This window comes from Enterococcus faecalis (assembly GCF_029024925.1).
Lineage (GTDB): Bacteria > Bacillota > Bacilli > Lactobacillales > Enterococcaceae > Enterococcus > Enterococcus faecalis.
In genome coordinates this window covers 936,639-962,787 of record NZ_CP118962.1, presented here as the reverse complement: position 1 = coordinate 962,787, position 26,149 = coordinate 936,639, and the positions used below count along the sequence as shown (strand labels likewise).

The window sequence follows — 26,149 nt, the reverse complement described above, 5'->3', positions numbered from 1 at the left end:
AAGTGTTTCTGCTTCTAATTTTTTCTACTTTATAAAATCTACAACATTTCCTGTCTGCATGTCAATAATTACTCCTCCATTTAATAAAATTAAATAGACGTGCGACACCTCTTTATGCGTTGACTCTTGTAGCGCTCTACGATAAAGATTCATCTGTCCGCGATACCGTTCGACAATTTCAGAAATCGCTTGGGGAGAGGTGCCTTTTACATGATCGGTTTTATAGTCATACAAAATGCATTGATTGTCTAATTCGATATAGCCATCAATAATCCCATGAATTAATAAATCATCTTGTGTCGTTTCTGGATAATTTTGAATGAGCTCTTCTGCTTCAATCAGCATAGAAAAAGGTTGTTCCCTTCTAACGGTTTGATGGTGTTGAATCAATTGTTTTCCTAAGGCGGTGTCAAAGAAGGCCACGATTTGTTCCAGATTCATTTTTTCAGCAATTGCTGGTAAAATCAATTTATTTTCCACTAAGCGTTCTTGAACAGCTCGCACTTCCTCATAAGAAGGTTGCGTACTTAAATCAATTAGTTGTAATAAATAATGGGTTGCTGTCCCAATTTCAGCTGCTGAGGGCGCTTGAACCGTATCTAAAAATTTAGGCTTACTTAAATCTCCTTCAATCATTCGATTGACAATCAACGGTTGCGCTTGAATAGTATTGTCTTCCCGAACCTCAATTTTACCAATTTCTTTGTTGTCGGGGTCATCAAATACTCGCTTGATTTCAGAAACAGACTGATAACTGGTAGTCCGAGTAGCCACTTCAAACGGATAATTGAAACTTAACCGTGCAAGACCACGATTGATTTTGTCAGCAGATAATTGCGCTTTTTCGGCTAAATCCTCTGCTTGTCTTTCTGGCAATTGTAATTGCTGAATGGCTGCTCGTAGTTGTTCTTCGTTGAACCACTGAATATGAAAATTAGCTGGGTGCTTTTTGACTTGCGGAACGTTACTTACTACTACTTCTTGCTGATATTCATCGGCTTTTTGATGACGTACCAATGTCATCCCTACCCAATTCATTAAACTACTTTTACTTTGCAAGCGATTTTCAGCTGGTAGCACCAGTGTTTCTACATCGCCAACTTTCAGCCACTCTTTCCACATCGCCGCTTGGTCTTTATAGGAGCCTACCAGAAAAAGTTTTTGTTCTGCACGTGTCAACGCCACATATAACTTCCGCATTTCTTCGGATAGTAATTTTCTTAATCGTACTTGTTTAATCGCCAAAAATGGTAAAGTATCGTACATAACTCGTTCTTCAGGTTGTAAATAACGAATGCCTACCCCTAAATTTTCTTCAAAGATATAGCGTTCATTCAAATCACTGACATTAAATTCTTTGGTCATATCTAAAACGAATACCACCGGAAATTCTAACCCTTTACTAGCGTGAATCGTCATGACGCGTACGGCATTCTCTTCACTTAAAACGACTGGTTCCGCTAAATCTTTGTCTTTTTCTTGCATTTTTTCGATGAAGCGAACAAATTGAAATAATCCGCGGAAGGTTGTTTTTTCATACGCCGCGGCCCGATCGACCAACGCATATAAATTGGCTTGGCGTTGTTTGCCAACAGGCAACCCGCCAACATAATCAAGGTAGGCCGTTTCCCGATAAATCGTCCACAGCAAGGTACTAATCTGGTTGCGTCGAGCCTGTTCCCGCCATTTTTCTAATGATTCAGCAAAACGTATAGTTTTTTCCTGAACAACTGCTTCCTCCATGGTTGGTTCCATCTTTTGATTAAACGTTAAAAATGCTTCGTAGTAACTGGTTTCCTTATTAGCCAAACGAATAAGCACTAATTCGTTTTCTTTTAATCCAACAATTGGTGAACGTAACACAGCTGCCAAAGGAATGTCTTGATAGGGATTATCAATCAATTGAAGCAAGGCAATCATTGTACGAATTTCCGTTGCTTGGAAATAATTTTGAGCATCATTGACTTGAACTGGAATTTCTAATGATTTAAAAACATCTAAAATAGTTAAATTATTTTTCTTCGTAGGCGTTAATAAGACAATATCTTGATAAGTAATCGGTCGATCCGTTTTCAGCTTTTTATCATAAATCAAGAAATTTTGGTCAATTAATTCACGAATTTTCAAAGCAGTAACGTAAAGCTCCCCTTCTGTCTTATCTTCAATCAACAACTCAGGGGATTGTAATTCTGGAAATTCAACTGATTCTGTTGCTTTTTTTTCATAAATTAGCAATTCAGTTGAATAATCAGCCGCCTCCGAAAATTGATCAAAACCATGAACCAAAGCGGCTGACTCATCGTAAGCAATTTGGCCCACTCGCTCATCCATTAATTGACTAAATACTAAATTCGTAAAGTCTAAAACGTCTTTGCGGGAACGAAAATTTTCAGCTAGAATAATTCGTTTGCCCTCTTTGCCTTGCCCATACTGATTGTATTTTTCAATAAACAATGTAGGATCTGCCAAGCGGAAAGAATAAATAGACTGTTTCACATCTCCTACCATAAAAAGGTTTCCTTCTGTGCTAAGCGGACGGCGCAACCAATACAAAATAGATTCTTGTAATTGATTGATATCTTGGTATTCATCGACTAACACTTCATCAAATTTTTCGCGATAGTAAACCGAGGCTTCTGATGCATGCCAGCCATCTGCCTGATTTTTCGCTAAAATAGCTAACGTATAATGTTCTAAATCGTTAAAATCCACTAAATTTTTAAGCCGTTTTTCTGCGCCATAGGCCTCCATAAATTGTTTCCCCACGTGAGCCATTTCTTGAACAATGGGCGTGGCCTCTTTCAAGACTTGTTTCATGGCATCTGGAGAAAGTGTAAACAGTTGCTTTTTCAAATCATTTAACGCTTTTTTATTTTGTTCTCGTAACTGTTTGGCTTGTTCCGCGGTTGGTTTCAACTCTTCGGCACGAACCGTTGGGTAGCGGTCAAAGCTCAACAATTCAGTCAAATTATAGGCGCTCTCTAAATCATTTCTCTCTAAAAATTGTAAAAATTGTTTTGTTTGTTCCTTTTCATTTTGAGCTAAATACCAAATCTTTTGAAGTTTCTCTTCGCCCTCTGTTAAGGTCACCATTTCTTCGTAACGCTGAAGAGTTCGTTGTAACGTCTCAACGGCTAGCGGTTTTAAATACGTCTGAAATAACGTTGATTCGCCTAGCTGATCCCCTACTTCGTAGGCTTGTGTTAAGCCATTAATCCACGCCTCTGGATCAGGATTGGCTTTGGCAAATTCATAAAAAGAAAAAATTAAGTTAGTGAGTCCGTCATCACTACGGTCATTGGAAAAATTCGCTGTTAATTGGTAAAACGCTTCTTGATTTTCCGCATAAAATTGTTCACGTAATGCATCCCAAACATCTTCTTTTAATAACAATGTTTCTGTTTCATCTGTTAACATCCGAAAAACTGGATCTATGTCAATTAAATAATAAAAACGACGAATAACAGTTAAACAAAAGGCATGTAACGTGCTGATATTGGCTGTTGGCAAAAGAGCAATTTGACGAGAAAAATGCCGTCTTCTTTCTGGATCTTGTTCTTCATTCATTGCCTTTTGTAAAGCCACTTGGATACGTTCTTTCATCTCACGGGCGGCGGCTTCAGTGTACGTCACAATCAAGAGACGATCGATATCGACGCCGCTTTTGACTTTTTCAATGACACGGCGGACTAAAACAGTGGTTTTTCCTGAGCCAGCCGAAGCAGAAACTAAGATATTTTCATCGCCATCAAACACCGCTTGCCATTGACTGTCGGTGAATTGCTCATTGGCTGGACGTAGTGGAATTGTTTTACTCATCTTCGGTTGCTCCTTCCTCATCTTTGTTTAACAAGCGCGCCATAATTTCCTCTTTGGATAAATTCTCAATACGATGATAATTATTTTCTTTTAGCATCACATCAAAATCACAGACACTTCGAAACGGACAATAGCGACAAGCAATCCGTTCCTTGCCTTGATAAGCGGGATTAAGTTGAACTTCGCCGCCAATAATTTGATTCCCCGCTTCAATAAATTTATTTCGGTTATGGGAAAGCAACGCGCCTAATTCTGGTTCTGTCACAAATTTATCTTCTTGGCGACGACCAGGTTTAATTTGTTCTTTGGCGGATTCTTCAATCGGAAACAGCAACGAACTTTGTTTAGCTTGCAGACTCGTATCTAAATGATCCAATAAATCTGGGTCTTTCATCAAAAGACCATCAAACTGATATTTTTTAAGCATTTGTTGTTCAATGTCGTCTTTGCCTTCATAAGATAACGTAGGATTGTGTACATGCAGATAAAGTGAGCCAGCAGGTTTAGCTTCTTGACCAACTAATTGCACAGCATCCATTAAAGCCACATCCAAGTACGTCAGCATTTGCATGGCTAAGCCGTAATACGCTTCTGTCATATTAAATTTACGGTGACTCGATTTATAATCAATCACACCTAAATAGGTTGATTCGGGTGTAACCAATTGATCAATCCGGTCGATTTTTCCCCGAACATGAATTTTCCCTTGATTTTTTAATGGTAATTCCAAACCAGAAATTCCTTTTTTAGCGGCAATTTGGCCAAATAACACTTCCGTTTGAACAGTCGTCATGCCACTTCGTTGGCTTTGGCGTTTCAGCGCCCAACTGACTTTTTTAATTGTTTGACTCAATTGATAGCGAATATAGTTCATGCGACTAGAGGTCGTTAATACAGAAAAACGCGCATCCCCTAAAATACTATTTAGCACTTCCTCCGCCAATAAATTGACTTCCTGATCGGTTAATTCAGATAAGTTCCGTTGATTCATAATCAATAATTTAAAGAACTGATCCAATGCTTCATGGAAAAATTCCCCTGTAGCTGCTGGCGAAAGCCCAAAGACATCTCTTTCTTTCAAACGTAAGCCATAGCGAGAAAAGTATTGATATTGACACCGATAAAAACTCTCCATCCGAGAAACGGATGTATAAATATCTTTACCATATAAAGGTTCTGCTAAGACCTCACCAATCTTTTCAGGAATATTTTGATGCGTTAAACTTTCGAAAACTTGCTTGGCTAGCGGCGCAATTGATTGGTTCATTAGCGCTTTTTCCATATTTAACCAGAAAGGCAACAATCCTTCTTGTGTTTCTTTCCGTTGTCTTTTCAAACGCGTTAATTCACCGATTAACGTCCGATACGTACTAATATGGGCTAAACTGGTCGTTTCATCATCGAAAATGGTTGTTTCATTTTTTTCAAAAACGGGCAAGTTTAAATCTTTTTGGATATTTTTAAAATAAGGAGACGGTTTGACTTCTTGAGCGGTATCTTTAACACTTGGATAGGTTAAATATAACCGTTCTCGCGCTGAAGAAAAGACAAGATACGCAACATAAGGTTCTTGCGCAATTTTGCGTCCGGTTGTCCCACGTAAATATTGGTTTTCCGTTAAAGTATCATTGATTGTCTGACGTTCTTCATCAGACAATAGTGTTTTATTTTCAATCTTTTGTGGAAAAATTTCTTCCGTCATCCCAATAGCAAAAGTAACCTTGGCAGCGCCAGGTCGAGTTAAATCCATTGCGCGAACTTGTACTTGGTCAATCGCTGTCGGCACTTTACTATAGTGCAAACCTTCCAAGCCACTAACAAATATTTCTTGAAACGTTGTAAAATCAAACGAACTTTCTCCGTAAACAGTGACGTATTCATCTAGTAACGACATCAATGCATCCCAAGTCTGTTCATGGTTACGAGCTGTTTCTAGTTGACCGGCTTCGATAGCTTGTAAGCGCCACATTTTTAATTGTGTTGCCACACCACTTTGCAGTAAAAAGTGATAGAAGACGGTCGCTGCTTCCAAACCAGTTTTGGCACTTATCATTGCTTGAAAGTAACTAGGTAACAGCCGTTGAAGCGATTGACGAATCGCATTTGACTCTTCTTCCATCGTAGCGACATCTTCTTGCTCTTCCGCTTCAAAATCATACCGAATAAATTCCCAATCTTTTTCTTGCGACCAATAATAACCTTCATAGCCGTATGCCAGGACTACATTTTCGGTAATATCAACTTTTCTGCGCCAAGCGTTCCGTTGGTTTAACCAATCAGTCAAGCTTTCTTCAGAAGTAGCGAGTTGATTCATTGGCATAAATAATTCCGTTCTCAAAAAACGGAGCACATCACGATAACGATAATTGTACGAATGAATAGCAAATAAAGATTCAATCCATTCGACTAAAGGATGCCGATCCATAGCCATATCTCGGTCGACATAAACAGGAATCTCGTGTTCCGCAAAAATCGGTTCTAATAAATTTTCATAACAATCTAAATCACGAGTCAACACCTGAATTTCTTTGTACCGATACCCTTCTTCCACCACTAAACGGCGAATTTCGGTTGCAACATGTGTTAATTCTTCTTTAACGTTTTCAGCACGCCACAGAAATAAGCCATCGCCCCTCCAGTCAGCTGTGCTTAATGGAGGCAGGTGTTCTTGCGATTGAATCCAATAATCGTTTAATCCTTGCAAATCTGGATTTGTAATTAATACCTCTTTCTTTTCCACATAATCTGAAAGAATCGGGATTTGCTTCTGTCTTGCTAGTTGATAAAGCTGATGATAGGTTTGTCCCGCTTCATAAAATAACGACCGCGGATCAGGTAAGTCATGCGGATATTGTTTGTCCAATAAAAGGGCTACTTTCACAGAACCTGCTTGCGCCATTAGCACTTCAATCAACTTTAATTCTCTGGCAGTAAACTGCTGATAGCCTGAAATAACGAATTGAACATTCGACAAATCAACCGTTTGTAAATACTCGCTTAAATGTTGAATAATCTCCGCTGATTCATAGCCATACTGACTCATTTGCAATTGGAATCGCGTAAAAATTAACGTTAAATCTTGAAACTTAAGTTGTAAATCTTGTCCTTTAGGGTTCTCCGTTTGTTTTTCTAAAAATGGATAAAGCTCCGCAATCTCAATATTGCCTTCGCGCATTTCTTGATAAAGCTGAAATAGTTGCTGAATAAAGCCAGGCTTGTTAATTTCACCTCTAAAAATTTGTAACTCTTCTTCTGCTTCTACTAAAATTTTGCGAAAAATCATCGCAGCACCTGCATCAGATAAAACATCTGCCGAGTAAAAAGGTGTATGTTGTAAATAGTACCAAGCCAAACGATAAAAACTAAAAACCTGCAGACGGGTACTGGTTATTGAATCAGACGTAGTTGTCTGTAATTGACGTAACTTTTGCAAGACTTGAATTTCTTGCTCAAACTTAATATGGTTCGGGACTAAATAGAATACTTCATGCTGTGCGTCTTCCTCTAGCCATTGTTTTGTCGCCTGTATAAGTGGCGCTTCTAAGTCTGCCACGGCGGTTCCTCTAATAAACTGCACACTCATGGTTTCACATCCTTTTCCTTTGCACTGCCTTTATTTTACCACAAAAGAAGGACGGAAACATGTGTTTGTTTTTACACATTTCCGTCCTTCTCTTTTACTCATTGTCTCTTTTATTGTTTTGACACTTCTGGTATTGGACCAAACCGTGAGAATGGCCACATCACAAATTTCACTTCACCCAAAATATCTTTTTTATGAATAAAACCAATGACACGACCGTCTTTTGAATTCCGTCGATTATCACCTAAAACAAAGTAGCTATCTGCTGGTACTTTTTCTTTTAATGAAAAATCGCCTGTCAAAGGTTGACCATCTGTTAAGGCTTTTTTAAATTCATCTAAATAGGGTTCGTCAACTTCTTTTCCATTGATGTACAACGTATCATCCTTGTACGCAATTGTATCTCCAGGTAAACCAATCACACGTTTAATATAATTTTTATCTGGTTCATCTGGCGCTGGGAAAGTAATAATATCGAAACGATTAATTTCTGTGTTTTTTAACGTAATTACCCGTTCACCATCTGCTAACGTTGGATCCATTGAATGACCTCTCACTACGACAGGCGTAAATACAAATTGTCTCAGTAAAAACAGACCCAAAGCTAAACAGGCAAAAAAGACGACTGTTTTAATTAATTCTTTTGATTTCAAACTCATTCCTCCAAAAACCTTATTATCTTATGTCTCATATTCTACCACAAAGTAAATCAATCCTATAGTGCTTAACACCCAATTAATTTTTATGTACGCTTTTTTTACAAAATGGTCAGAAAAAAAACGTATTTCTTTCAAATTTGATTCTTACTTTTTTGATCCTGCTCATAAAAAAAGCATAATCAATTCTAAAAAGGGCTGAATTGATTATGCTTCTAGCGTTTTAGCGATCCATCACAACCACGTAACAAACTTCTAAAGGACCATGCAACCCGACAACCAGTTGCATTTCAATATCTCCTGAATTAGAAGGCCCTGAAATAAAGTGAATCGCTGAGCCGATTTTTTCACCTTTTTCTATTTTTTCTGTATAAAAAGCTGCTGGCTGAGTCGAACGTGGAACGAGTTTGCTAAACGGTATAATTGAAATGTAATGCTTCGGTAAAAAGTGTAAAGCTCTGCCTTGCCCCGCATTGGACTCCACCACAATCGTTCCTGATTCAGCTAGTAAAAACTCAGCAAAGGCAATCGCGATATTTGCCTGAGCAGCTGTTTGAATATTCGCTTCTCGTTGCTCACTTCCAGGTTGCCATTGCTTAACAGAAACAGCCTCTAATGACTTAGCTAAATCAGCTAATCCATAGGCTTCAAAACGTGCATCTGTTGGCAATAAAAGATTGCCCCCACCAAACTCAGCAACAATTTGCTGAATCGTCGTCAGTAAATTTTCTTGTGTGGTTTCCACTAAGTTCGTGTGAATCGTTTCCACACGTTCTTTCACAATCGTTAATAGCTCTGCTGGTGTTTTATCTGCCAACTGTTCTTCTGGTAAATGATTAACTGGCTCAAATGGATGGGCCGAAACAGGCTGTTTTTCTACGCCTAATTTTTCTCGTAGATTTTGTAAAAAAGGTTCTCGATTTTGAATCGCTTCATTAGTCATTTTTTTCACCTTCTTGATGTTTTTTGAACCAACTTCTGAAGTTTTCTGAAGATTTTGGTGGTCTTGGCAAATCACGAACATCGGTCCAACCTTTTACTAACCCTGGTCCTTTATCAAGGTAGCCTCCATGATTGTACATGTTTTCAACAGTAATGTCTTTTTGTTTACTTAAAATGCCCGCTGCAGCATGATCGACTTTCATGGCTGCTTTAAACATTGCTGGTGAACCAGTGGCTTTACCTACCATACGCATTTGGAAATCTTCAAATCCATGTTTCATTTTCAGATCATCGGTCATCACTTTACGATGTTCAATTAATAATTCGTGCAATGGAATTTTCACAGGACACGTTTCCGTACATGCCCCACAAAGACTAGATGCATAAGGCAATTCCCCAAACTGTTTATATCCACCTAAAATTGGAGAAAGCACAGCACCAATTGGTCCTGGATAAATAGAGCCATAACCGTGCCCTCCAATATGGCGATAGACCGGACAAACATTCAGACAAGACCCACAACGAATACACTGTAAGACTGGCTGAAAGGCTGTTCCTAACGCTTTTGAACGTCCGTTATCCAAAATGACCACGTGAAATTCTTCTGGACCATCGGATTCATCCGCATTTTTTTGCCCGGCAAACGTCACATACGTTGTTAAATTTTGACCAACGGCACTTCTGGCTAAAAGGTTATCTAAAACCTCTGCTTCACGCATTGTTGGTACGATTCTTTCCATCCCCATTAACACGATTTGTGTCTTAGGAATACTGATGGTCAAATCAGCATTTCCTTCATTTGTATTTAAGTTAATTAAGCCGCTATCCGCAATAGCGAAATTACAACCTGTAATGCCAATCTCCGCTTCCAAAAAGAATTTGCGCATCACTTCTCGTGCACAGCGTGCCAAATTTACCGGGTCATTATCTCCTTGATACCCTAATTTTTTCGCAAAAACCTGACGAATCTGTTCGCGATTTTTATGAATACTTGGGAAAACAATATGTGACGGCTCATCCCAGTCATCCATTTGTAAAATGAATTCCGCCAAATCTGTTTCCATCACACTAACATCGTCTAATCCCAATAACATTGGATCTATATCGACTTCGGTCGTCACCATTGATTTAGATTTCACAATTTTTTTCGCCTTTTTTTCTAGAACCACTTGCTTCACATATTCATTGGCCTCTTCGGCGGTTTGAGCAAAAAAGACTTTGCCACCTCGTTTGGCAACGTTATCACTGAACTCTTCTAAATAGTCAGGCAGATACTGAATTGTATGTTGGCGAATTTGTTCTCCCAGTTCACGCCATTGTGGCCAATTGCCTAAAGCTTCCCGCGCACCTTCTCGTTTCTCCCATTGGGCATCTTGTGCTTTGGCGACAGCCTTTTGCATAAACACATCTTTTTTACTTTCTTCAATTCGTTCACTTAACGGCTTATTGCTCGTTGATAATCCCACAGTTCTTCCCCCTTACCCTACCGATATGATTTGCGGTTGATCCATGCGTGCTTCATCCACTTCGTGATTAAGGACTTCTGCAATATGCATAATCTTAATCTTTTTCCCATCACGATTGAATTTACCCCCGATATTCATCAGGCAACCCATATCCGCACTAATTAAAATTTCTGCGCCTGTATCAATCACATCGTTCATTTTTTCCGTCACCATTTGTTCAGAAATAGCTGGCATTTTCACTGAAAACGTTCCGCCAAATCCGCAACAATTTTCAAGATGTCCTAAAGGAATCATTTCTAATCCTTTCACATGATCCAACAAAACAAAGGGTGATTCTCGTTCATTTAAAATTCGCGTCATATGACAAGAACGATGATAAGTGGCTTTCCCATGTAACGTTGCGCCAACATCTTTGACCCCTAAGACACGATAAAGAAACTGACTAAACTCATAAGTTCGCTCAGCTAAACGTTGTGCTTTTGGTCCATAAATAGGATCATCTGCTAAAAATTTGTGGTATTCTTTCATCATGCCGACACAAGACCCCGCAGGTCCCACCACATAATCGGCACCGTCAAAACTATCAATTTGATTCTTAAGCGTTGTCGTGCTCTCTGTCACATAGCCACTATTGTACGTTGGCTGACCACAACACGTTTGGCTTGTTGGTAAAACCGTTTCACAGCCATAACGTTCCAAAACCTCTACCATTGCTTGCCCTACATTTGGAAAAAGTAAATCCACCACGCATGTCGAAAATATACTCACTTTCACGCAAAATAACCTCCTCGTTTTCTACGAAAAGGCTCCATGAAATTAATTGGGCGGCTGTCATTAAAAGTCACTTGGCTGTCGTCTCTAACTACTTCACAGTGCCTTTTCAACAAATACGTTATTTGTAACAAAAATCGTTTTTTAAAATGATTCTTATACAATAATTATTTTACCAGTATCTGGTTTTAACAGCAAACGATTCCAGAAATTTTGTGCATTTTCACACAAAAAAGGAGGCTTTTTTATAAAAGTTTCTTTTAACCCCTTTGAAATTCGTTTTTTCTGAAGAAAAGAGTGACGAAATTTTGAAATTTTGGTAAACTAAGAAAAAACGAGAAACGAGGGCCATGCATGTTCATTTCATTTAACATGTTTATTCTATTAATTGTTGCAACGATCCTAATGATTTTTCTGATTATCTATTTGACAGTCACTGGAAATGATAAAAATAATAAAAAGAAACAAAAGAAAGAAACAAAAAGAACTACGCCAACTTTAAACAAAAAAACAACTGTTCCCCCTTCTCAGAAGCCAAACGTTGTGACTGATGTTGCAAAAAAGAGCGAGCCAGAAAAGCAAGCCGTACAACGAACACAGCAATCAACCACTAGAGAGGACGAGACTTCTCAATTTACACGAAGCCAACGTCATAAATGAAAATGGGACATAAGTCGAGATGACTTATGTCCCATTTTCTAATTCTTAAGATAATCAGCTGAACAAAAAATCCGCTAGTGGTTTCACTTTTTCTTTTAATTAATGATAGTTTATTCTTCTTTTCAGGTGTATACTAAATGATTGAAAAGAGACTTTAACTAATTAGGAAGAGGTGATTTTTTGTCTGCAAAGCGGTTTATTCAATTATTCATTTGTTATGCTATTTCAATGATTGTCGCAATACTTTTAACGGACTTATTTAATTTCTCGAGTCCTATAGCTTATTTAGTAGTGGCTAGTATCATCGGCTATGTAGTCATTACTGTTCCATTAACAATTATGACTCTATTAAAAAATAAAAATTAATAAAAAAATTGAGCGATTTTAATCACTTAAATTGCTCGATTTTTTTATTTTCATAATATTTTTCACTTATTTTTTCATTTTCATTGACAGAATAGTTGTAATTGTCAGAAAATTGTATATAATAAAGAAAGTTATTTTCATATTATTTTTTTCAATTAAAGGAGAATCCTATGAGTGAAACACAACAAACAACCTTAAAAAAACAATTAAGCTCGCGCCACATTACGATGTTAGCCTTAGGGGGAGCGATTGGCGCAGGTCTTTTTAAAGGAAGTGGCGAAGCAATTGGTATTGCTGGTCCTTCTGTTTTAATCGCCTTTCTAATTGGCGGTGCTGTTCTCTTCATCGTCATGAGTGGTTTAGGAAAACTCGTTTTAGATGGCGGAGACACACATCATGGTTTGTCTGGCTTAGTTCGACCATTTTTAGGTGCACATTCTGCTGACTTTATTGATTGGGTTTATTATTCCATGTGGACAATTAATATTATCGCAGAAGCGGTTGCCGCAGCTTCCTTTTTACAACTTTGGTTTCCTAATATTCCTGCTTGGTTTTTTGTTTTTATTTTAGCTATTTTAACGACGCTCATTAATCTTTACTCGGTTCGTTTATTTGCAGAAACAGAATATTGGTTGGCGTTTGCTAAAATTAGTGTCATCATTTTGTTAATTATTTTTGGTGTTTATCTAGTGGGACAACAAATGCTAGGCAGTGGTGTCTTCCCTACTTTACAAAGCATCACTAAGCATGGTGGCTTCGCCCCACATGGCATGAAAGGTATTGTTAATTCTTTATTAGTAGTTATTTATTCTTATGGCGGTTCAGAATTAATCGCGATCACTGTCAGTGAAGCAGATGATCCTAAAAAAGCCATTCCTAAAGCGATTCGTGGTGTGATGGGACGGATTATTTCCTTCTATATCATTCCATTATTCTTACTTTTGATTATTTTCCCTTGGAATACATTAGCAAGCACAACGGTGAGTCCATTTGTTATGGTTTTTGAAAAAATGAATATTCCTTTTGCTGCTGACATCGTAAATTTTGTGATTATTTTAGCCTTGTTTTCTTCTATTAATTCTGGGGTATACGCCTCTTCTCGCCTTTTATATTTTCGCTTAAAAGATAAAAAAGGACCCATGAGTAAACTAGCGGTTTTAAACAAGCACCAAGTACCTCAACGTTCAGTTTTCTTCTGCGCAAGTGTTTTATATCTGGGCGTTATTCTTTCTTATTTTGTTGGCGATGAATTATTTGGTTACTTAGCCGGTTCTCTCTCTTACACTGTCTTGCTAATTTGGATTTTAATTAGCGCTGCGGCGTTTGTTCTGTCTTTAAAACGAGGGTCTCTCTTTGAAAAAAGTATTAATCTCCTTGCTTTAATCATTTTAGGACTCATCTTTATTGGCATCTTATTTACAAATTCGTTAGGCGTCACTCTTTTAACAGGTCTACTGTACTTTGTTATTTTCTTTAGTTATCGTAAGAAAAATGATTCCTTTCTACTCTCTGATGAAAGCTAAATAGACCAAAAAAAACGAACAGTTTTGTAAGATAACTGTTCGTTTTTTCGATGTTCCATCTCCTTCTTCTTTTGCTATGCTATTTTTGTAAATTGTTAGGAGGAGAAAAAATGAAAAAAATCGGCGCTATTTTATTTATTGGCTTATTCATTGTTGGTGGTTATACAGGCTATCGTTATTATGCAGATACATATAAGAGTGAAAAAGCCTATGCACAAGTTCCTCTAGAAATTCCTGAACGAAAACAAACAGTAGATGACAATCAAAAAAGCATAGATGGCCAATATTCTTTACACTATCGACTAACTTTTGTTAAAAGTAATGGAAAAACGCAAGTTATGGACTACGAACGGACAGACAAAAATCCTCAACCTTTGGAACCAAATGCTTACATAGAAGCAACCATTAGTAAAAAAAGAATCATCCAATCTCCTGTCAAAATTGATAAAAAAGAGATTCCAGAAAAAGCTTTCGCACAATTAAATAACCGAAAAACAACCAGCGATAATTAGTCATCGCTGGTTGTTTTTTTACATGGAATCGCAATTAATTCATAAATAATGGTACGCTGATTTTGCTTAATTTCATGAGAACCAAAAATTTCTTGTACGCGTTGTTCTAAAATTGGAACTGACCATTGTTCTTCAAAATAGCTGCGGAAAAAGTCTTTTGAAATAGCTTCTGATGCTTCAAAGAAAAATTTTTTTGTGAAAAAAGGTCGCTGTTCTTTTTTTAGAAATGCTTTGTATTTTGCCATCCATTTTAACTGCGGGTTGCTCTCTTGCTCAAAAGGAGAAAATAACGAATCTTGCTCTTCCACTAGCCGAAATATAAGACACCATTTCTCACTTAATTGGCACAATGCATTAACTTTTTCCGGCGTATCCAAAGCAGGATTCATCGCTGAAAAAACGACTTGAAATTTTTTCCCAGTCTCAATCAGTCTTTCTTGGCTTTGGTGAAGAAAAACAACGTTGCTTTGTGCTTTTGCTTCCGCAATCTCCAACATTCTCTGAGAAATATCGGCTAGCGTATACTCCGTGACTTGCTCTTGAAAAAAAGGTAAATATCGTCCCGTCCCACCTGCGATATCCAGAAATGTCTGACACGGAAAAATGCCTTCTTGGACCAAGAAATCACGTAATTCTCGAGCAATTGGAAATGGCGATTCTTGTTGAATTTCTTCATATTCTTCTGCAAATTCATCCCAAAATTCCGCTAATTCTTGCTCATTATTATTCATCAACAGTTGCCCCTTTCTCTCAATTCTTATAAAAAGTGTAGCAAAAGAAGCGCCAAAGAGCTAACAAGTTCACTCATTTAAATCAATAATTTCATCTACAAATCGCAGGGTTTTAGGTCGATGAGTAACCAAAATAGTCAACTTATTATGGGTAAATTTTTGTACTTCTTGTAACACTTTTTCTTCGGTCTTTTCGTCCAATGCAGAAGTCGCCTCATCTAAAATAAGGATCTCTGCTTGTGTAAATGCTAAGCGTGTAAAAGCAATCCGTTGTTTCTCGCCACCAGAAAAATTCATTCCTTTTTCACTCACAATAGTGTTTAAACCTTCCGGCAACCGTTCATAAAGTTCCCCCAACTGAAAACGATACATAGCTTCAATTACTTGTTCATCAGAAATTTCTTGATTAAATACAATATTTTCTTTCAACGTTCCTTGAAATATTGGCACATCTTGAGATAAATAAAAAACTTTTTCATAATAATCTTCCAAATTAAATTGTGTTAGAGGAAATTGATTCACATAAACTGTCCCCTCTGTCGGCTTCAATAATCCTAAAATCAATTTAATCAGGGTAGATTTACCTGTCCCACTTTTTCCAATCAAGCCATAGGTTTTATTCATTGAAAATTGTCGATTTTGTTGGGACATAATCGTTTGACTATCTACGCTAAAACATACATCTTTTAATGAAATTGTTTGAATTTCAGGTAACGCTTTGCCGGAAACCATTAAGTCAGGATCATCTTCTTTTTTATAAAAATCTTCCAAGCGCTGATAGGCTACTTTATCCAAATTATATTGAACAAATAAAACATTAAATATGGCTATCGGCGTATAAATTCGATCGATATACATCACTATCGCTACAAGTCCACCTAAACTTAGCGTCACGACGTTAGTAAAACTAAGTACGACAATACTTACTTTGATAAGTGCAACTAACAAGGCAAAAAAGCCAAAGAAAAATTCATGGATCATAGTCATTTTTGTTATATTTTGACTATTTTCCTCTGCCATTAACGCGTAATTTTCAATCTCTTTTTTATATTTTCGATTAATTCTAAAAGTTACTAGTTCTGTCATCCCTCGTATCAAAGTAGCATTCATTGCTTCTTCAGAAATAAGTGTTTTTTCTTTCATTTTTTGTAGCGTTTTCAAAAGTATTTTGGTTAAAATAAATACAATCACATAACCAATTAGAATTGCTGGTAGTAATTTTTTATCAATCAATGCTATGAAAAATAAATTAAATAACGTCTCTGGAATTAGCTCTCGAAATAAGCGCCCATAAAAATTCAAGTGGATATTTCTCCCAGCTGCTGCACCAACTTCTACTTTTTGTAGTAAAGCTCCCGCTCCCAGTTTTAGATATTCTTCATAGGAAATCTTGCTCATTTTTATTAAACTTAATTTCTTCAAATAGAAATAGATGCCATTAGTTAAGTAAGCTTTCGGTTTCTGTTCACAGTAAGACAATAGCGGAATTAAAATAATTGTCGTTCCATACGCTACTAACAACCCTAGTTGGAAACTTTTTTGATAATGATCTAACAACTGTTGAAAAAAATAAATTGCTAAAGCACTACATAATGAAACAATCACACCAATCAAAATGTACCAAGTGAAGCTTTTCTGAAAGTGCGACCATATTTTTTTAGTCATTTACTCCCTCCTTTTCGAGCATTATATACCTTACTGTAGCATAGTTTTTGATTGGCGCCTATCAGCAATTTATCTCCAGAAAATAGAAAAGCCCCCCAGCGAAAGCTGGATGGCTTTTCTATTGTTAATTCTTTCTGATTTGTAGATAACTTACACCTAAAACAGCAAATGTACTTGCCAGTATTCTTGCTATTAACATAAACGGTGTTTTTGTTGTGCCTGTTTTGGGAAGTTCTCGTTGCCCGTTTGCTTCATTTAATTTTTGAATTGGTTCACTAAGCAGTTGGGGAGCCAATTGTGGGCTTCCTTCATTTTTCAATGTATTTAATGGAGCGTTTAGTATTTGTGGTTGATTTTTTGATGTAATAGTTTTATTTGTCTCCACAGTTGTTTCTGTGGATGGCTGTTTTTTCTCAGTTATAGTAATTTCTTTTGTTGGTGAGACATGAACTTCTGATTGGCTGCTTTCTGCCGTTTCTGTTGTGCCATTCTCTTCAGTTGTCACACTTGGTTTTTCAGGTAGGATTGGTGCAATTGTACCTAACGTTTCACTTTCATCTGGATTTTCTTCTTCCGTTGGCGACACATGAACTTCTGGTTGACTGCTTTCTGCAGTTTCTGTTGTGCCATTCTCTTCAGTTGTCACACTTGGTTTTTCAGGTATGATTGGCTCAATCGTGCCTAGTGTTCCACCTTCATCTGGATTTTCTTCTTCTGTTGGTGAGACATGAACTTCTGGTTGACTGCTTTCTGCAGTTTCTGTTGTGTCTGTCTTTTCACTTGTTTCTGTTGCCTGTTCCGAAGTAGGTGTCTTTGGTTCCCATTCTTCTATTGTCTCTAAAGGAATGTCTAGACTTTCTTCTGTTGGCATTTCCACATTTTGATTACCGCTTGCCTCGCCTTCTACAAAAACATTTTTAACCTGTGATGTATTTTTTTCATTCGTTGCGTCTTGATTGTTTAGTTGATAATTGATGTCATAACTATTTTCAAATGTTGCTTGATGTTGGCCTGCTTCTGTGATTGTCGAAGTGTAACGGACGATAAAGGAAGTAAAGCGTGCTTTATCCTGATAAAAACGTAAATTAAAGTCGTTATCTGTCACAAAGTCAATTTTGCCATAACCTTGTTGCTCAAACTCGGCAAGTGAAATATATTTAGTTTCTTTGTCATTCACAATATCAAATGTAAAACTCTCTTTATTTAATTGTTGACCACTTCCTTGTCGATCCGCAATTGAAATATCTTCTGTGACATCGGATTTATTGAGGTTCACATTTAAAAACCAACGTACTTGATTTGACTCTCCAGCCAAATCGCCTACTTTATAAAAAAACGGATAGTCTCGCTCAATTTGGCCAGTCTCTGTGTTAGTCACTCCTTCAATCGTCAAACGTTGAGTCGCCGTTGCTGTTCCGAAATCCGTTTCTATCACGTTCGGTTGCGAACTATTGGTGATAAGCGTTTTAATCCCGAAAGAAAAATGCCCATTCACATTATGTAAAGATTCAACTTTTTCATTAAATGTTGCTACAACATGATCTTTATAGATAAAAACTTCCCCTAAACCATTTAAATTGATTTTTCGTGGTGAGCCATCGTTCTCGGTCATTCCAACTAATGCATTTGGTAAAGTTAAAGTAATAGTATCTCCAGGTTTTATTTTCTGATTTTCTTTGTCACTAAAAGATACTTTAATGGAGGTCATCTCCCCTTGATATAAAGTAGTGTGATCTAATTCTACTTTGTCAACGATTGGACTTTTGCTCAATTCGGCGCCAAATGAAATTGGACCAATTAATAACGCCCCCGCAATTGGTAGAATCATTACCAACAGTAACACTAAAAATTTTACACTTTTTGTCATAAAAAATTATTCACCCTTCTTTTCTCTTATTTTTTCCACTTAGTGGTCTTTTTCAGAAGTTGACAATAGCAAAAAGATATATCTCACACAATATTAATGCTCATTTAAATAGCCTTTTTTTAAAATTTCTAATTCACTTTCTAAGGAAAACGGTTTATTATGGTAGTTACATTAGATAACATTTGTTACAAAATATCTAATGCTACCAAATTTGAGTTGCATAAATAACATATTTCACATCAATAATGAATAAAAATACTTATTTCATCCTCATTTTGTTTCCCAGGCCATTTATTCTTGTTATAATAAAGTTTATGAGATAAGGAGGAAAAGAATGAAAAATTCATATTTTGACGGTGGTTTAGCAACGTATATCGGGACTTCAATTTTAGCAACCTTGATTACTGTCTTTACATTAGGCATTTGCGCACCTTGGGGAATTTGTATGATGTACAACTGGAAAATCAAGCATACCGTTATTGATGGTAAACGCCTTTATTTTGACGGTACAGCTATGCAATTATTCGGTCATTGGATTAAATGGCTTTTATTAACTATAATTACTTTAGGAATTTATGGTTTTTGGTTGAATATCCGTTTGCAACAATGGATTACAAAACATACCCACACACTTTCATAAAAAGAGGAAGGATGAACTGAGTTACGGTCCATCCTTCCTCTTTTTATGAATATCTAACAGAGTGTTATCCTACTCTTTGAAAAAACAAGGAATTTATGCTATACTTTGATAAGTATCAAGGGATACTTATGTTATTTCGGGGGCGTTACGGATTCGACAGGCATAGTTGAGCTTGAATTGCGTTTCGTAGGTTACGGCTACGTTAAAACGTTACAGTTAAATATAACTGCTAAAAACGAAAACAATTCTTTCGCTTTAGCTGCCTAAAAACCAGCTAGCGAAGATCCTCCCGGCATCGCCCATGTGCTCGGGTCAGGGTCCTAATCGAAGTGGGATACGCTAAATTTTTCCGTCTGTAAAATTTAGAAGAGCTTACCAGACTAGCAATACAGAATGCCTGTCACTCGGCACGCTGTAAAGCGAACCTTTAAATGAGTGTCTATGAACGTAGAGATTTAAGTGGCAATATGTTTGGACGCGGGTTCGACTCCCGCCGTCTCCATTTTTAGAAAAGTAGAGAAAAACAAAAAAGAGCTAAAACCTTATAAAATAAAGGTTTTAGCTCTTTTTTTCTATAAGCAAGAGAAGGCTCGTTACCTCCTCTTACACTTCCTATCACATTATCTTTCTAAAACCACTTCATTTTCTTTTTCTATTGGTGATTTTGGGTATTGCATAGAACATGGCTAAAAATATTATTGTTATCAAAAGAGTTTTTAAGATTTCAATTTCTCCTGAATCTATCCAAGTATACACAAAAGCGATGATAAAAGTAATTACTATTTCCGTAACATGATCTTTTAAATTCATTAGCTTAGCCCACATTGAACTGCCCATAAAGCTAGTTGTCCAGCTACAATAATAGCATTCGTCTTTAACCCATTGGCTTTAGCGAAGCGTAATACAGTCACTGCTAATTCTTTCCAGGCTTTCTTTTGTGCAGCTTTTACAATTGCGCTGATACTAATCATTGCAAAAAACTCATCTTTGATTTTGTTAGCAACGCAACTTCCTAATGCATTCCAATTAAAACGTGCTTGAACTACTGTTGAAGCATCAGAAATATTTACATTTAATTCTTCCTCAACTGAAGAAATCTCTTGCTGAGCAAAATTATTTTTGACATAGTTTTTAAAGTTATCTTCCGTCACTCCATTCGCATACATTTCTTCCAGTCCTTTTGCTACAGCCTCAACTTCTGAATCCTCTAGCTGGTCAGATGCATAAACACTTGTACCAGCGCTGATAAAAATACCTAATGTCATTAGTAATGCCATCGCCAAACAAAAAAATTTAGCCTTTTTTGTCACCTGTAATTCCATAAATAAATCCCTACTTTCTTTTTCCTTGTTATAATCATAACAAGGAAAAAGATAATTTATCATCAAAATCCCTATTTGATGCTTATATTTTCCTATATATCCTAGAGCTGATTTTTCTCACTAGTGATCACATCAATTTGAACTAATGATTCAAAAAAAGACACAGGTTATTTGAGGTACGTTCGAGGTAATGCTAGGTTCTATTTTGAAAACAACGCAGCTCTCTTGAAATATTTTTTGAGCTTATCTAAACCTTCTGAAACGAATATAGAAAATAAAAAAAGAGTCCCCTTTCTCAAGGAAACTCTCAATTGCTAAGTCAAAATAACTTCACGTTATCTAAATCTTTTAAATCAATCCTATGGTTCGCGGAACAAAGGAGCTAAAAACTTAATAGAATAAATCGCACAAATTCCGACAATAATATAGATAATTTTTGCTAATGGTGTGGTTGCACCGCCACTAATTGTTGCAACTAAATCAAAATTAAATGCACCAACTAATAACCAGTTTAAACCTCCGACAATCAATAAAATTAAAGCAATAATATCCAGATATTTCATTTTTAACACTCCTTCCAAATTTGATAAGCCAAGAGTAACACGTTTATTCTTTATTTACGAAAATAATGATTCAGGAAAAAAACTTTTTTCAATTATTTTCTCGAATCATTTTTTCGTTATTAAGAATTTTATGATATAACTAAAGAGTAGACAAAAACAGATTCATTATCTCTGATAAGAAATGGTGGTTTATTATGCGTGCTAAGTTATTTTTAATTTTGCGGAATCGAGTGTTATCCCGTGTTGTCTTTGTCATTCTATTTTTACATGTGCTTTTTACCACAAATGATTTCACGGTGTTGCTGCTCCTCTTACTATTGAATTATTTACTCACGCTTGAGGATAGCGCGAAAAAAAACAGAAAAATCCAAACTTGGCAGGAATTTAAACAGTCGATTGATTGGCCCTTTGTCGCTTTTTATTCAGGGCTTGCTCTTTTAGTTATTTCGTTAATACTTCTGTTTCTCTGGTTCAATTATGCACGATAAGGAGGATTAAAAATTGAAAAGCTATTTTTTTACTCTTTTTTTTAGTATGTTTAGCCTTTTCGTCATACTACTTTGGTTTTCTGGATATGATAGTAAGGGATTTCTATTGGCCCTTACAGATTTTCTAGGTTTTTCTATTATTCACCAAACGCCTGTGCTGGATACTTATTATTCCCAGCAGCCTTTAACAACCAGAATGTTGATTTCTTCTGGGCTTCATTTTTGTACTTATTTTTGCTTAGGTTTGGTCATTGATTTACTACGTAAAGGGTTTAAAAAAATAAAAACATAGTCACTTTTATTATACGAATCGTTAATTTCCATGCTTTCTGGTCGTCTTTTTCCGTCGCTTGTACCAGATAATGAAGCCGCTAATAATTAACGCACAGGCAATTAAAAGTAATGTCCATAATAGTAAATTTTGTTGTTGTGCCACTTTTTTCATTCCTGCTGCTGCTTTTTCTGGTTGATATGGGATACGATGTCCTCGAACTAATAACCGATGACTGTTTATCATATACGGTGTGCAAGTTAATAAAGTGACGAGATCTTGGCCAGACTCAATGTGTAAATCTTTTGTATCAGTTGGTTCAACGGTTTTTATTTGATCTACTTGATAAGCAAGCGTCTTCCCATTAACTTCGATATAAAATTCATCGCCTTTTTTTAATTCTGGCAAATCTGTAAATAATTTGGCTTGAGGGAGACCACGATGTCCTGAAATGACCGCATGTGTATTCGCACCACCTGTAGGATAGGAGGTTCCTTCTAACAAGGAGCTTCCTTTTTCCAATAGCAATGCATTCGTTTTATCAAAAATTGGTAAACGGACATTTATTTTTGGAATGGTTAAAACACCAATCGTATGACTTTCAAAATAGGATTTGTCTGGTTTTTTCGTTGTTTTTTGCGTTTCAGAAAAAGGATCTAATCCAGGATTGCTGCCTTTTTTCGCTAATTCTTGGTTTTTCTTTTCCATTTTTTCTTGAAGTTCAGCCATTTCTTTGGTGTTTTCTTGGCTTGCTTTTGCTTGATAATGAGCGATAATTTGTTGATCCAGATAGTTATTTAATGCATCGCTAACAAAAGGATACGCAAATGCACCTATTCCAATAATCAGTAAAAGAATCATAAAACCATCAATGATACGACGTTTCTTTTTTGACTTCATTGCTTCCTCCTTAAAAATAAAGCATGAAAGCCTGGGACAGTGATTGGCCCAGGCTCTTTGTTTTTCTAAAAATTTCTTCGGTGATGCTAGAAATTAAGCATTTTCTTTTCTACGTCTAGCAAAGTAGACTCCTGCAATAAGTAGCAAGACTGCGCCACTTCCTAAGTAAACGTAGATTCCTTTGCCACCTGTTGAAGGTAAGGTACCTTTGTGTTTGTTTGGTACTTTTTCTGGTGAAACTAGGTTTTCTGTTGTGCCATATGATTGTTCATTGACCACAAATTCAATCCGATTTGTTAACAAGACATAATCATCAGGAGCTACAGTTTCTTCTAAATAATAGGTACCGTATTTAAGCCCTGTGATATCAACTAATCCATCAGCCGTTGTTGTAAAAGTAGTTGCTTCAGCTTTTGTTTTCACCCAAGTTGCTGCTTTCGTTGTTTCATCGATTTTCAAATAATTTGCTGTGTCGCTGTTTTGATCACGGACGACAAAGGAAGCTCCCGCCAAGGCTTGTGTCGCTGTCACATCGCCATCGACTTTAATGAAACGTTTCCCACCTGTCACCACTTCAACAGTTGGTGGTGTTTGGTCGTCGGTATGACCGTTATCAACATTCGCCTCATTTTTAAAGCCTTTCGTAGGATCTGCTTTTTCATTTAAATGCATAAAGTAAACGAATTTTAGTGTGCCGCCTGGCGTTAACGTAGGAATATATGCTGGATTAACGGCGACAGTGAAGCCATTTGCTTGTTCAGTCACTTGATAATTTTCAGGAGCAATCACTGTATCCCCATCATATAACGCATAGGCATACTCTCCAGAAGTCACGTTATCAAAAGTTAAGGCTGCATCATGTTTATCAACTAAATTGAATTTGACGTATTTATTAGCGTCGCCTTCTTTGTCTGCAATCCCCAATGGAATATTTACAGAAATTTGATATTTAATTTTTTCGCCAATTGCCACATCTTTACCATCTAAGCTTGGTGTTGTTTTATCAACTTTAGAGGTATCATTTTTGACTGTTTTTTCAACAGGTGTTTGATTGTTTGCTTCAATTGTAAATGGTGTTTTTGTTTGATTTTCAATTAATTCTGCATTATTTGGAGCTTTTACTTCTTCTAAAATATACGAACCAACCTCAAGATTTTTAACTGTTAATTCTCCCGTTCCATTCTCTGCTTCTGTAAAATCATTTTCGCCAATTTCATAACTTTTCCCAGTAATAAAGCGTTTTGCTTGTTCTTTATCCGTTGTCCATGTATATAATCCATCTTTGACTCCTTGGATATATTTTACTGTGCCTGGTGAGCCTTCGCTTTTGGAAATAACAAATTCTGCGCCATTTAATCCTTCATTTTCAGCAGTTCCTACTTTTTTCACATGTAAACTACCATCATTGGCTACTACATTTTTAGGATAAATATGAACAACCGCTAATTCTTCTGTTCCATATTTATAGGAACCATCTGCTTGCTTGATCATTTCGTAAACTGGGAACGCCACCACCATATTCGTAGCAGCAACTACACCCTCTTTTGGTTCTTCTTTAATGGTATACACTGCATCTTTACCATTTTGTTTTTTAGGTAACTGAACAGTGACATTCCCATTTGCATCGGTGGTTCCTTGAGCAACAGGTTTCCCAGGAGTTAAACTTTGGACAGCTTGTTTAGCTGCATCGACGCTTGCGCCTGCCGCTCGTTGCTCGTAAAATTCGCTCGTCACGTTATAAATACTAAACGTCACATCTGCCAGTCCTTGATATTTATCAAACTCGCTCATTTCTTTCCCGCTATTTTGAATAAGCGGATCTGGTAAATCCGTCATTTTCTTTTTGTGAATCACGAGCTGTGCGCTCTCCCCATTTTCTTCTGCAAATGCAGTTGTTGTCCCTAATACACTCGTGAAAAGTGGCAAAATTAGTAACAAGGTACTAATGGTGTACCAAACTTTTTTTAATTGCTTCATTTTCTCTCTCCTCTTTTTTGTTTTTGATAAAATAGCCAAATGACTACCATCCCAATGATTAGCAGGCCTGCAATCGTCAACCAAATAGAACGTTCTTCATTTGTTTTTGGTAAGAAGCCTGACTCTTTTACTTTTTTGTTGATTACATGTAACGGTGCTGTTCGTTGTCCGTTCGTTGCATAAGAATTTTTTTCCACCGTAAAAGGAATTTCTGTTTGATTCAGAAGATAACCTTTTGGTGCAGAGATTTCTTCTAAGAAGTACTGGCCATCTTTTAAGCCTTTAACTGAAAATTCACCGGCTTGATTAGACGTGAATTTTTTAGCTAATGCTTTTTCTTTTTGCCAACGATACCTGTTTGCTGTTTCATTGAGGTATTCCCCCGCTTGATTTTTGACGATAAAAGCAGCCTCTGGCAAGGTGATTTTCGCATTTTCACTATCAACTTTGACAAAAGACTTGCCGCCTGTACGAACTGCGGCTCTTTTAGTCAAGGTATGCTTGTCCGTGACTAATTGTCCTTCGTTGTTAATCGCAGTGTCTGGTTCAGCGGTCTTTTCTAAACGCATTTGATACGACACAGTCATTGTTTGATTTGCAAAGTTTTGTAAGTCTTTAATTGAAAAATCAAGCGTAAATCCATGCTTTTGCGTCGTCAGTGTGTAACCTGTAGTAACTGTTTTTCCAGCCACTTTTACCTCAATTGATTCTGGTAAAAGTGTCAACGTTGTATCCGCCTTATCTGACAAACGGAATTCCTGATATCCTAAAATATTCGCTGGAATCTGAGTCGTTAACTGATAGTTAATGTGCTCTCCTTGATTAAAGCCTTGTTGCTTATCGAGTACCGTTTTTTCAAGTGGTGGTAAGTCATAGGCATTTTCTTCATTTTTTGGATATAAATGAATATGCGTTAACGATTGCCCTTGTGGATCTTGAACAGGCAAAATCACTACTAGGTTGCTAGCTTTTTCCTTTACCACTTCCGGTGCTTCCGCTTCAACAAATAAATAGGCTTTATCTCGTTGCTGCGAATCTTTGCTAGCTAATGAAAAAGAAACCACTCCATCTTCTCCATTTATTGTCTGTGTTTTATCTTCTGCGATCGGTTTTCTATTCATTGCACCGGTTTCTGCTAATTGACGCTGTGCCTCTTGGACCGTTTTTCCTTCAGAACGAAGCTGATAAAACGGATCCGTCACATCATAGACTTGATAAGTGACGTCATTTAAGCCCCGATAATTTTGAAGCAGCGTTCCCTCTTCCCCTGTGTTTTGCTGCTGTTCTGGTAATTGACCATCAGGGAACAATAATTTGTGCAACGTAACTTGAACGCTTGCTTGCGATGCCTCTGCTAATGCTTGCTGTGAAAACCCGAAAAGAGCGAGTAGCATGACGCAAATACTTAACCAACGTGCGTTTTTCAT

The 26,149-nt window shown here is 36.9% G+C and carries 22 protein-coding genes and 1 other RNA gene; 8 read left to right on the top strand and 15 right to left on the bottom strand.

Annotation, left to right across the window (positions count from 1 at the left end; genetic code table 11):
* Nucleotides 1-24: 24 nt before the first annotated feature.
* The 6 genes from addA to PYW42_RS04755 form a co-directional block, all read right to left on the bottom strand.
* Nucleotides 25-3,819 (bottom strand): helicase-exonuclease AddAB subunit AddA, encoded by a 3,795-nt coding sequence (gene addA, locus PYW42_RS04780; protein ID WP_002409876.1) that lies wholly within the window; start codon nucleotides 3,817-3,819, stop codon nucleotides 25-27.
* Complete coding sequence (locus tag PYW42_RS04775) at nucleotides 3,812-7,402, bottom strand: PD-(D/E)XK nuclease family protein (protein ID WP_002409878.1); 3,591 nt, start codon at nucleotides 7,400-7,402, stop codon at nucleotides 3,812-3,814. The genes addA and PYW42_RS04775 overlap by 8 nt, the downstream gene beginning before the upstream one ends.
* A gap of 110 nt (nucleotides 7,403-7,512) precedes the next feature.
* A complete protein-coding gene (lepB, locus tag PYW42_RS04770; RefSeq protein WP_002358039.1) occupies nucleotides 7,513-8,061 on the bottom strand; it encodes a signal peptidase I in 549 nt (182 codons plus the stop codon).
* Between the two features lie 220 nt (nucleotides 8,062-8,281).
* Nucleotides 8,282-9,001, bottom strand: coding sequence for a LutC/YkgG family protein (locus tag PYW42_RS04765; protein WP_002361597.1), 720 nt, complete (start codon nucleotides 8,999-9,001; stop codon nucleotides 8,282-8,284).
* On the bottom strand, nucleotides 8,994-10,466 hold the full coding sequence (locus PYW42_RS04760; protein ID WP_002365496.1) for a LutB/LldF family L-lactate oxidation iron-sulfur protein: 1,473 nt from the start codon (nucleotides 10,464-10,466) through the stop codon (nucleotides 8,994-8,996). The genes PYW42_RS04765 and PYW42_RS04760 overlap by 8 nt, the downstream gene beginning before the upstream one ends.
* 12 nt (nucleotides 10,467-10,478) lie before the next feature.
* Complete coding sequence (locus PYW42_RS04755; protein ID WP_002365495.1) at nucleotides 10,479-11,240, bottom strand: (Fe-S)-binding protein; 762 nt, start codon at nucleotides 11,238-11,240, stop codon at nucleotides 10,479-10,481.
* 369 nt (nucleotides 11,241-11,609) lie between these two features.
* Between PYW42_RS04755 and PYW42_RS04750 the strand changes: the two genes are divergently transcribed.
* The 4 genes from PYW42_RS04750 to PYW42_RS04735 all read left to right on the top strand — a co-directional run bounded on the left by PYW42_RS04750 (nucleotide 11,610) and on the right by PYW42_RS04735 (nucleotide 14,298).
* Nucleotides 11,610-11,897 carry a hypothetical protein gene (locus tag PYW42_RS04750; protein WP_002384728.1) on the top strand — a complete coding sequence of 96 codons (288 nt, stop codon included), beginning with the start codon at nucleotides 11,610-11,612 and terminating at the stop codon, nucleotides 11,895-11,897.
* A 180-nt stretch (nucleotides 11,898-12,077) separates the two neighbouring features.
* Nucleotides 12,078-12,263: a hypothetical protein gene (locus PYW42_RS04745; RefSeq protein WP_002358046.1), complete on the top strand. Its 186-nt coding sequence runs from the start codon at nucleotides 12,078-12,080 to the stop codon at nucleotides 12,261-12,263.
* 170 nt (nucleotides 12,264-12,433) lie between these two features.
* Nucleotides 12,434-13,786, top strand: coding sequence for an amino acid permease (locus PYW42_RS04740; protein ID WP_002409879.1), 1,353 nt, complete (start codon nucleotides 12,434-12,436; stop codon nucleotides 13,784-13,786).
* A 110-nt stretch (nucleotides 13,787-13,896) separates the two neighbouring features.
* The gene (locus PYW42_RS04735) at nucleotides 13,897-14,298 is read left to right on the top strand and encodes a YxeA family protein (RefSeq protein ID WP_010708640.1); all 402 of its coding nucleotides are present in this window, start codon (nucleotides 13,897-13,899) and stop codon (nucleotides 14,296-14,298) included.
* Here the strand turns inward: PYW42_RS04735 and PYW42_RS04730 are convergent.
* The 3 genes from PYW42_RS04730 to PYW42_RS04720 all read right to left on the bottom strand — a co-directional run bounded on the left by PYW42_RS04730 (nucleotide 14,295) and on the right by PYW42_RS04720 (nucleotide 18,561).
* A complete protein-coding gene (locus PYW42_RS04730; RefSeq protein WP_002409881.1) occupies nucleotides 14,295-15,029 on the bottom strand; it encodes a methyltransferase domain-containing protein in 735 nt (244 codons plus the stop codon). The two genes, PYW42_RS04735 and PYW42_RS04730, sit on opposite strands and share 4 nt — an antisense overlap.
* Before the next feature lie 69 nt (nucleotides 15,030-15,098).
* Nucleotides 15,099-16,694 carry an ATP-binding cassette domain-containing protein gene (locus PYW42_RS04725; protein WP_002411160.1) on the bottom strand — a complete coding sequence of 532 codons (1,596 nt, stop codon included), beginning with the start codon at nucleotides 16,692-16,694 and terminating at the stop codon, nucleotides 15,099-15,101.
* A 124-nt stretch (nucleotides 16,695-16,818) separates the two neighbouring features.
* On the bottom strand, nucleotides 16,819-18,561 hold the full coding sequence (locus PYW42_RS04720) for a collagen binding domain-containing protein (RefSeq protein WP_010730748.1): 1,743 nt from the start codon (nucleotides 18,559-18,561) through the stop codon (nucleotides 16,819-16,821).
* A 334-nt stretch (nucleotides 18,562-18,895) separates the two neighbouring features.
* Between PYW42_RS04720 and PYW42_RS04715 the strand changes: the two genes are divergently transcribed.
* Nucleotides 18,896-19,201 carry a DUF898 family protein gene (locus PYW42_RS04715; protein ID WP_002360604.1) on the top strand — a complete coding sequence of 102 codons (306 nt, stop codon included), beginning with the start codon at nucleotides 18,896-18,898 and terminating at the stop codon, nucleotides 19,199-19,201.
* 138 nt (nucleotides 19,202-19,339) lie between these two features.
* Nucleotides 19,340-19,706: a transfer-messenger RNA gene (ssrA, locus tag PYW42_RS04710) on the top strand.
* A gap of 134 nt (nucleotides 19,707-19,840) precedes the next feature.
* Here ssrA and PYW42_RS04705 read toward each other — a convergent pair.
* The 3 genes from PYW42_RS04705 to PYW42_RS04695 all read right to left on the bottom strand — a co-directional run bounded on the left by PYW42_RS04705 (nucleotide 19,841) and on the right by PYW42_RS04695 (nucleotide 21,086).
* A complete protein-coding gene (locus PYW42_RS04705; protein WP_002384733.1) occupies nucleotides 19,841-20,026 on the bottom strand; it encodes a hypothetical protein in 186 nt (61 codons plus the stop codon).
* Entirely contained in the window at nucleotides 20,011-20,523 is a 513-nt protein-coding gene (gene entV / locus PYW42_RS04700) for an enterococcin EntV (RefSeq protein WP_002358120.1), read from the bottom strand. The genes PYW42_RS04705 and entV overlap by 16 nt, the downstream gene beginning before the upstream one ends.
* A gap of 359 nt (nucleotides 20,524-20,882) precedes the next feature.
* Entirely contained in the window at nucleotides 20,883-21,086 is a 204-nt protein-coding gene (locus tag PYW42_RS04695; RefSeq protein ID WP_002381996.1) for a DUF378 domain-containing protein, read from the bottom strand.
* A 194-nt stretch (nucleotides 21,087-21,280) separates the two neighbouring features.
* Between PYW42_RS04695 and PYW42_RS14145 the strand changes: the two genes are divergently transcribed.
* Both PYW42_RS14145 and PYW42_RS04690 read left to right on the top strand, forming a co-directional pair.
* Nucleotides 21,281-21,574 carry a hypothetical protein gene (locus PYW42_RS14145; protein WP_002358125.1) on the top strand — a complete coding sequence of 98 codons (294 nt, stop codon included), beginning with the start codon at nucleotides 21,281-21,283 and terminating at the stop codon, nucleotides 21,572-21,574.
* Between the two features lie 13 nt (nucleotides 21,575-21,587).
* The gene (locus PYW42_RS04690; protein WP_002363681.1) at nucleotides 21,588-21,866 is read left to right on the top strand and encodes a hypothetical protein; all 279 of its coding nucleotides are present in this window, start codon (nucleotides 21,588-21,590) and stop codon (nucleotides 21,864-21,866) included.
* A gap of 21 nt (nucleotides 21,867-21,887) precedes the next feature.
* On the opposite strand, the gene srtC is transcribed toward PYW42_RS04690, so the two are convergent.
* The 3 genes from srtC to ebpB form a co-directional block, all read right to left on the bottom strand.
* Nucleotides 21,888-22,745 carry an Ebp pilus assembly class C sortase gene (gene srtC, locus PYW42_RS04685; protein ID WP_002360607.1) on the bottom strand — a complete coding sequence of 286 codons (858 nt, stop codon included), beginning with the start codon at nucleotides 22,743-22,745 and terminating at the stop codon, nucleotides 21,888-21,890.
* A 93-nt stretch (nucleotides 22,746-22,838) separates the two neighbouring features.
* Complete coding sequence (gene ebpC, locus PYW42_RS04680) at nucleotides 22,839-24,722, bottom strand: endocarditis and biofilm-associated pilus major subunit EbpC (RefSeq protein WP_002388874.1); 1,884 nt, start codon at nucleotides 24,720-24,722, stop codon at nucleotides 22,839-22,841.
* Entirely contained in the window at nucleotides 24,719-26,149 is a 1,431-nt protein-coding gene (ebpB, locus tag PYW42_RS04675; protein ID WP_002388884.1) for an endocarditis and biofilm-associated pilus minor subunit EbpB, read from the bottom strand. The genes ebpC and ebpB overlap by 4 nt, the downstream gene beginning before the upstream one ends.

What these genes read in the sequence shown, in the direction of transcription:
- ebpB (WP_002388884.1), bottom strand. Translation starts at nt 26,149, where the DNA reads ATGAAAAACGCACGTTGGTTAAGTATTTGCGTCATGCTACTCGCTCTT.
- PYW42_RS04750 (WP_002384728.1), top strand. Translation starts at nt 11,610, where the DNA reads ATGTTTATTCTATTAATTGTTGCAACGATCCTAATGATTTTTCTGATT.
- PYW42_RS04695 (WP_002381996.1), bottom strand. Translation starts at nt 21,086, where the DNA reads ATGAAATATCTGGATATTATTGCTTTAATTTTATTGATTGTCGGAGGT.
- PYW42_RS04715 (WP_002360604.1), top strand. Translation starts at nt 18,896, where the DNA reads ATGAAAAATTCATATTTTGACGGTGGTTTAGCAACGTATATCGGGACT.
- PYW42_RS04740 (WP_002409879.1), top strand. Translation starts at nt 12,434, where the DNA reads ATGAGTGAAACACAACAAACAACCTTAAAAAAACAATTAAGCTCGCGC.
- entV (WP_002358120.1), bottom strand. Translation starts at nt 20,523, where the DNA reads ATGGAATTACAGGTGACAAAAAAGGCTAAATTTTTTTGTTTGGCGATG.
- PYW42_RS14145 (WP_002358125.1), top strand. Translation starts at nt 21,281, where the DNA reads ATGCGTGCTAAGTTATTTTTAATTTTGCGGAATCGAGTGTTATCCCGT.
- PYW42_RS04735 (WP_010708640.1), top strand. Translation starts at nt 13,897, where the DNA reads ATGAAAAAAATCGGCGCTATTTTATTTATTGGCTTATTCATTGTTGGT.
- PYW42_RS04705 (WP_002384733.1), bottom strand. Translation starts at nt 20,026, where the DNA reads ATGTGGGCTAAGCTAATGAATTTAAAAGATCATGTTACGGAAATAGTA.
- PYW42_RS04765 (WP_002361597.1), bottom strand. Translation starts at nt 9,001, where the DNA reads ATGACTAATGAAGCGATTCAAAATCGAGAACCTTTTTTACAAAATCTA.
- addA (WP_002409876.1), bottom strand. Translation starts at nt 3,819, where the DNA reads ATGAGTAAAACAATTCCACTACGTCCAGCCAATGAGCAATTCACCGAC.
- PYW42_RS04720 (WP_010730748.1), bottom strand. Translation starts at nt 18,561, where the DNA reads ATGACAAAAAGTGTAAAATTTTTAGTGTTACTGTTGGTAATGATTCTA.
- srtC (WP_002360607.1), bottom strand. Translation starts at nt 22,745, where the DNA reads ATGAAGTCAAAAAAGAAACGTCGTATCATTGATGGTTTTATGATTCTT.
- PYW42_RS04725 (WP_002411160.1), bottom strand. Translation starts at nt 16,694, where the DNA reads ATGACTAAAAAAATATGGTCGCACTTTCAGAAAAGCTTCACTTGGTAC.
- PYW42_RS04775 (WP_002409878.1), bottom strand. Translation starts at nt 7,402, where the DNA reads ATGAGTGTGCAGTTTATTAGAGGAACCGCCGTGGCAGACTTAGAAGCG.
- ebpC (WP_002388874.1), bottom strand. Translation starts at nt 24,722, where the DNA reads ATGAAGCAATTAAAAAAAGTTTGGTACACCATTAGTACCTTGTTACTA.
- lepB (WP_002358039.1), bottom strand. Translation starts at nt 8,061, where the DNA reads ATGAGTTTGAAATCAAAAGAATTAATTAAAACAGTCGTCTTTTTTGCC.
- PYW42_RS04730 (WP_002409881.1), bottom strand. Translation starts at nt 15,029, where the DNA reads ATGAATAATAATGAGCAAGAATTAGCGGAATTTTGGGATGAATTTGCA.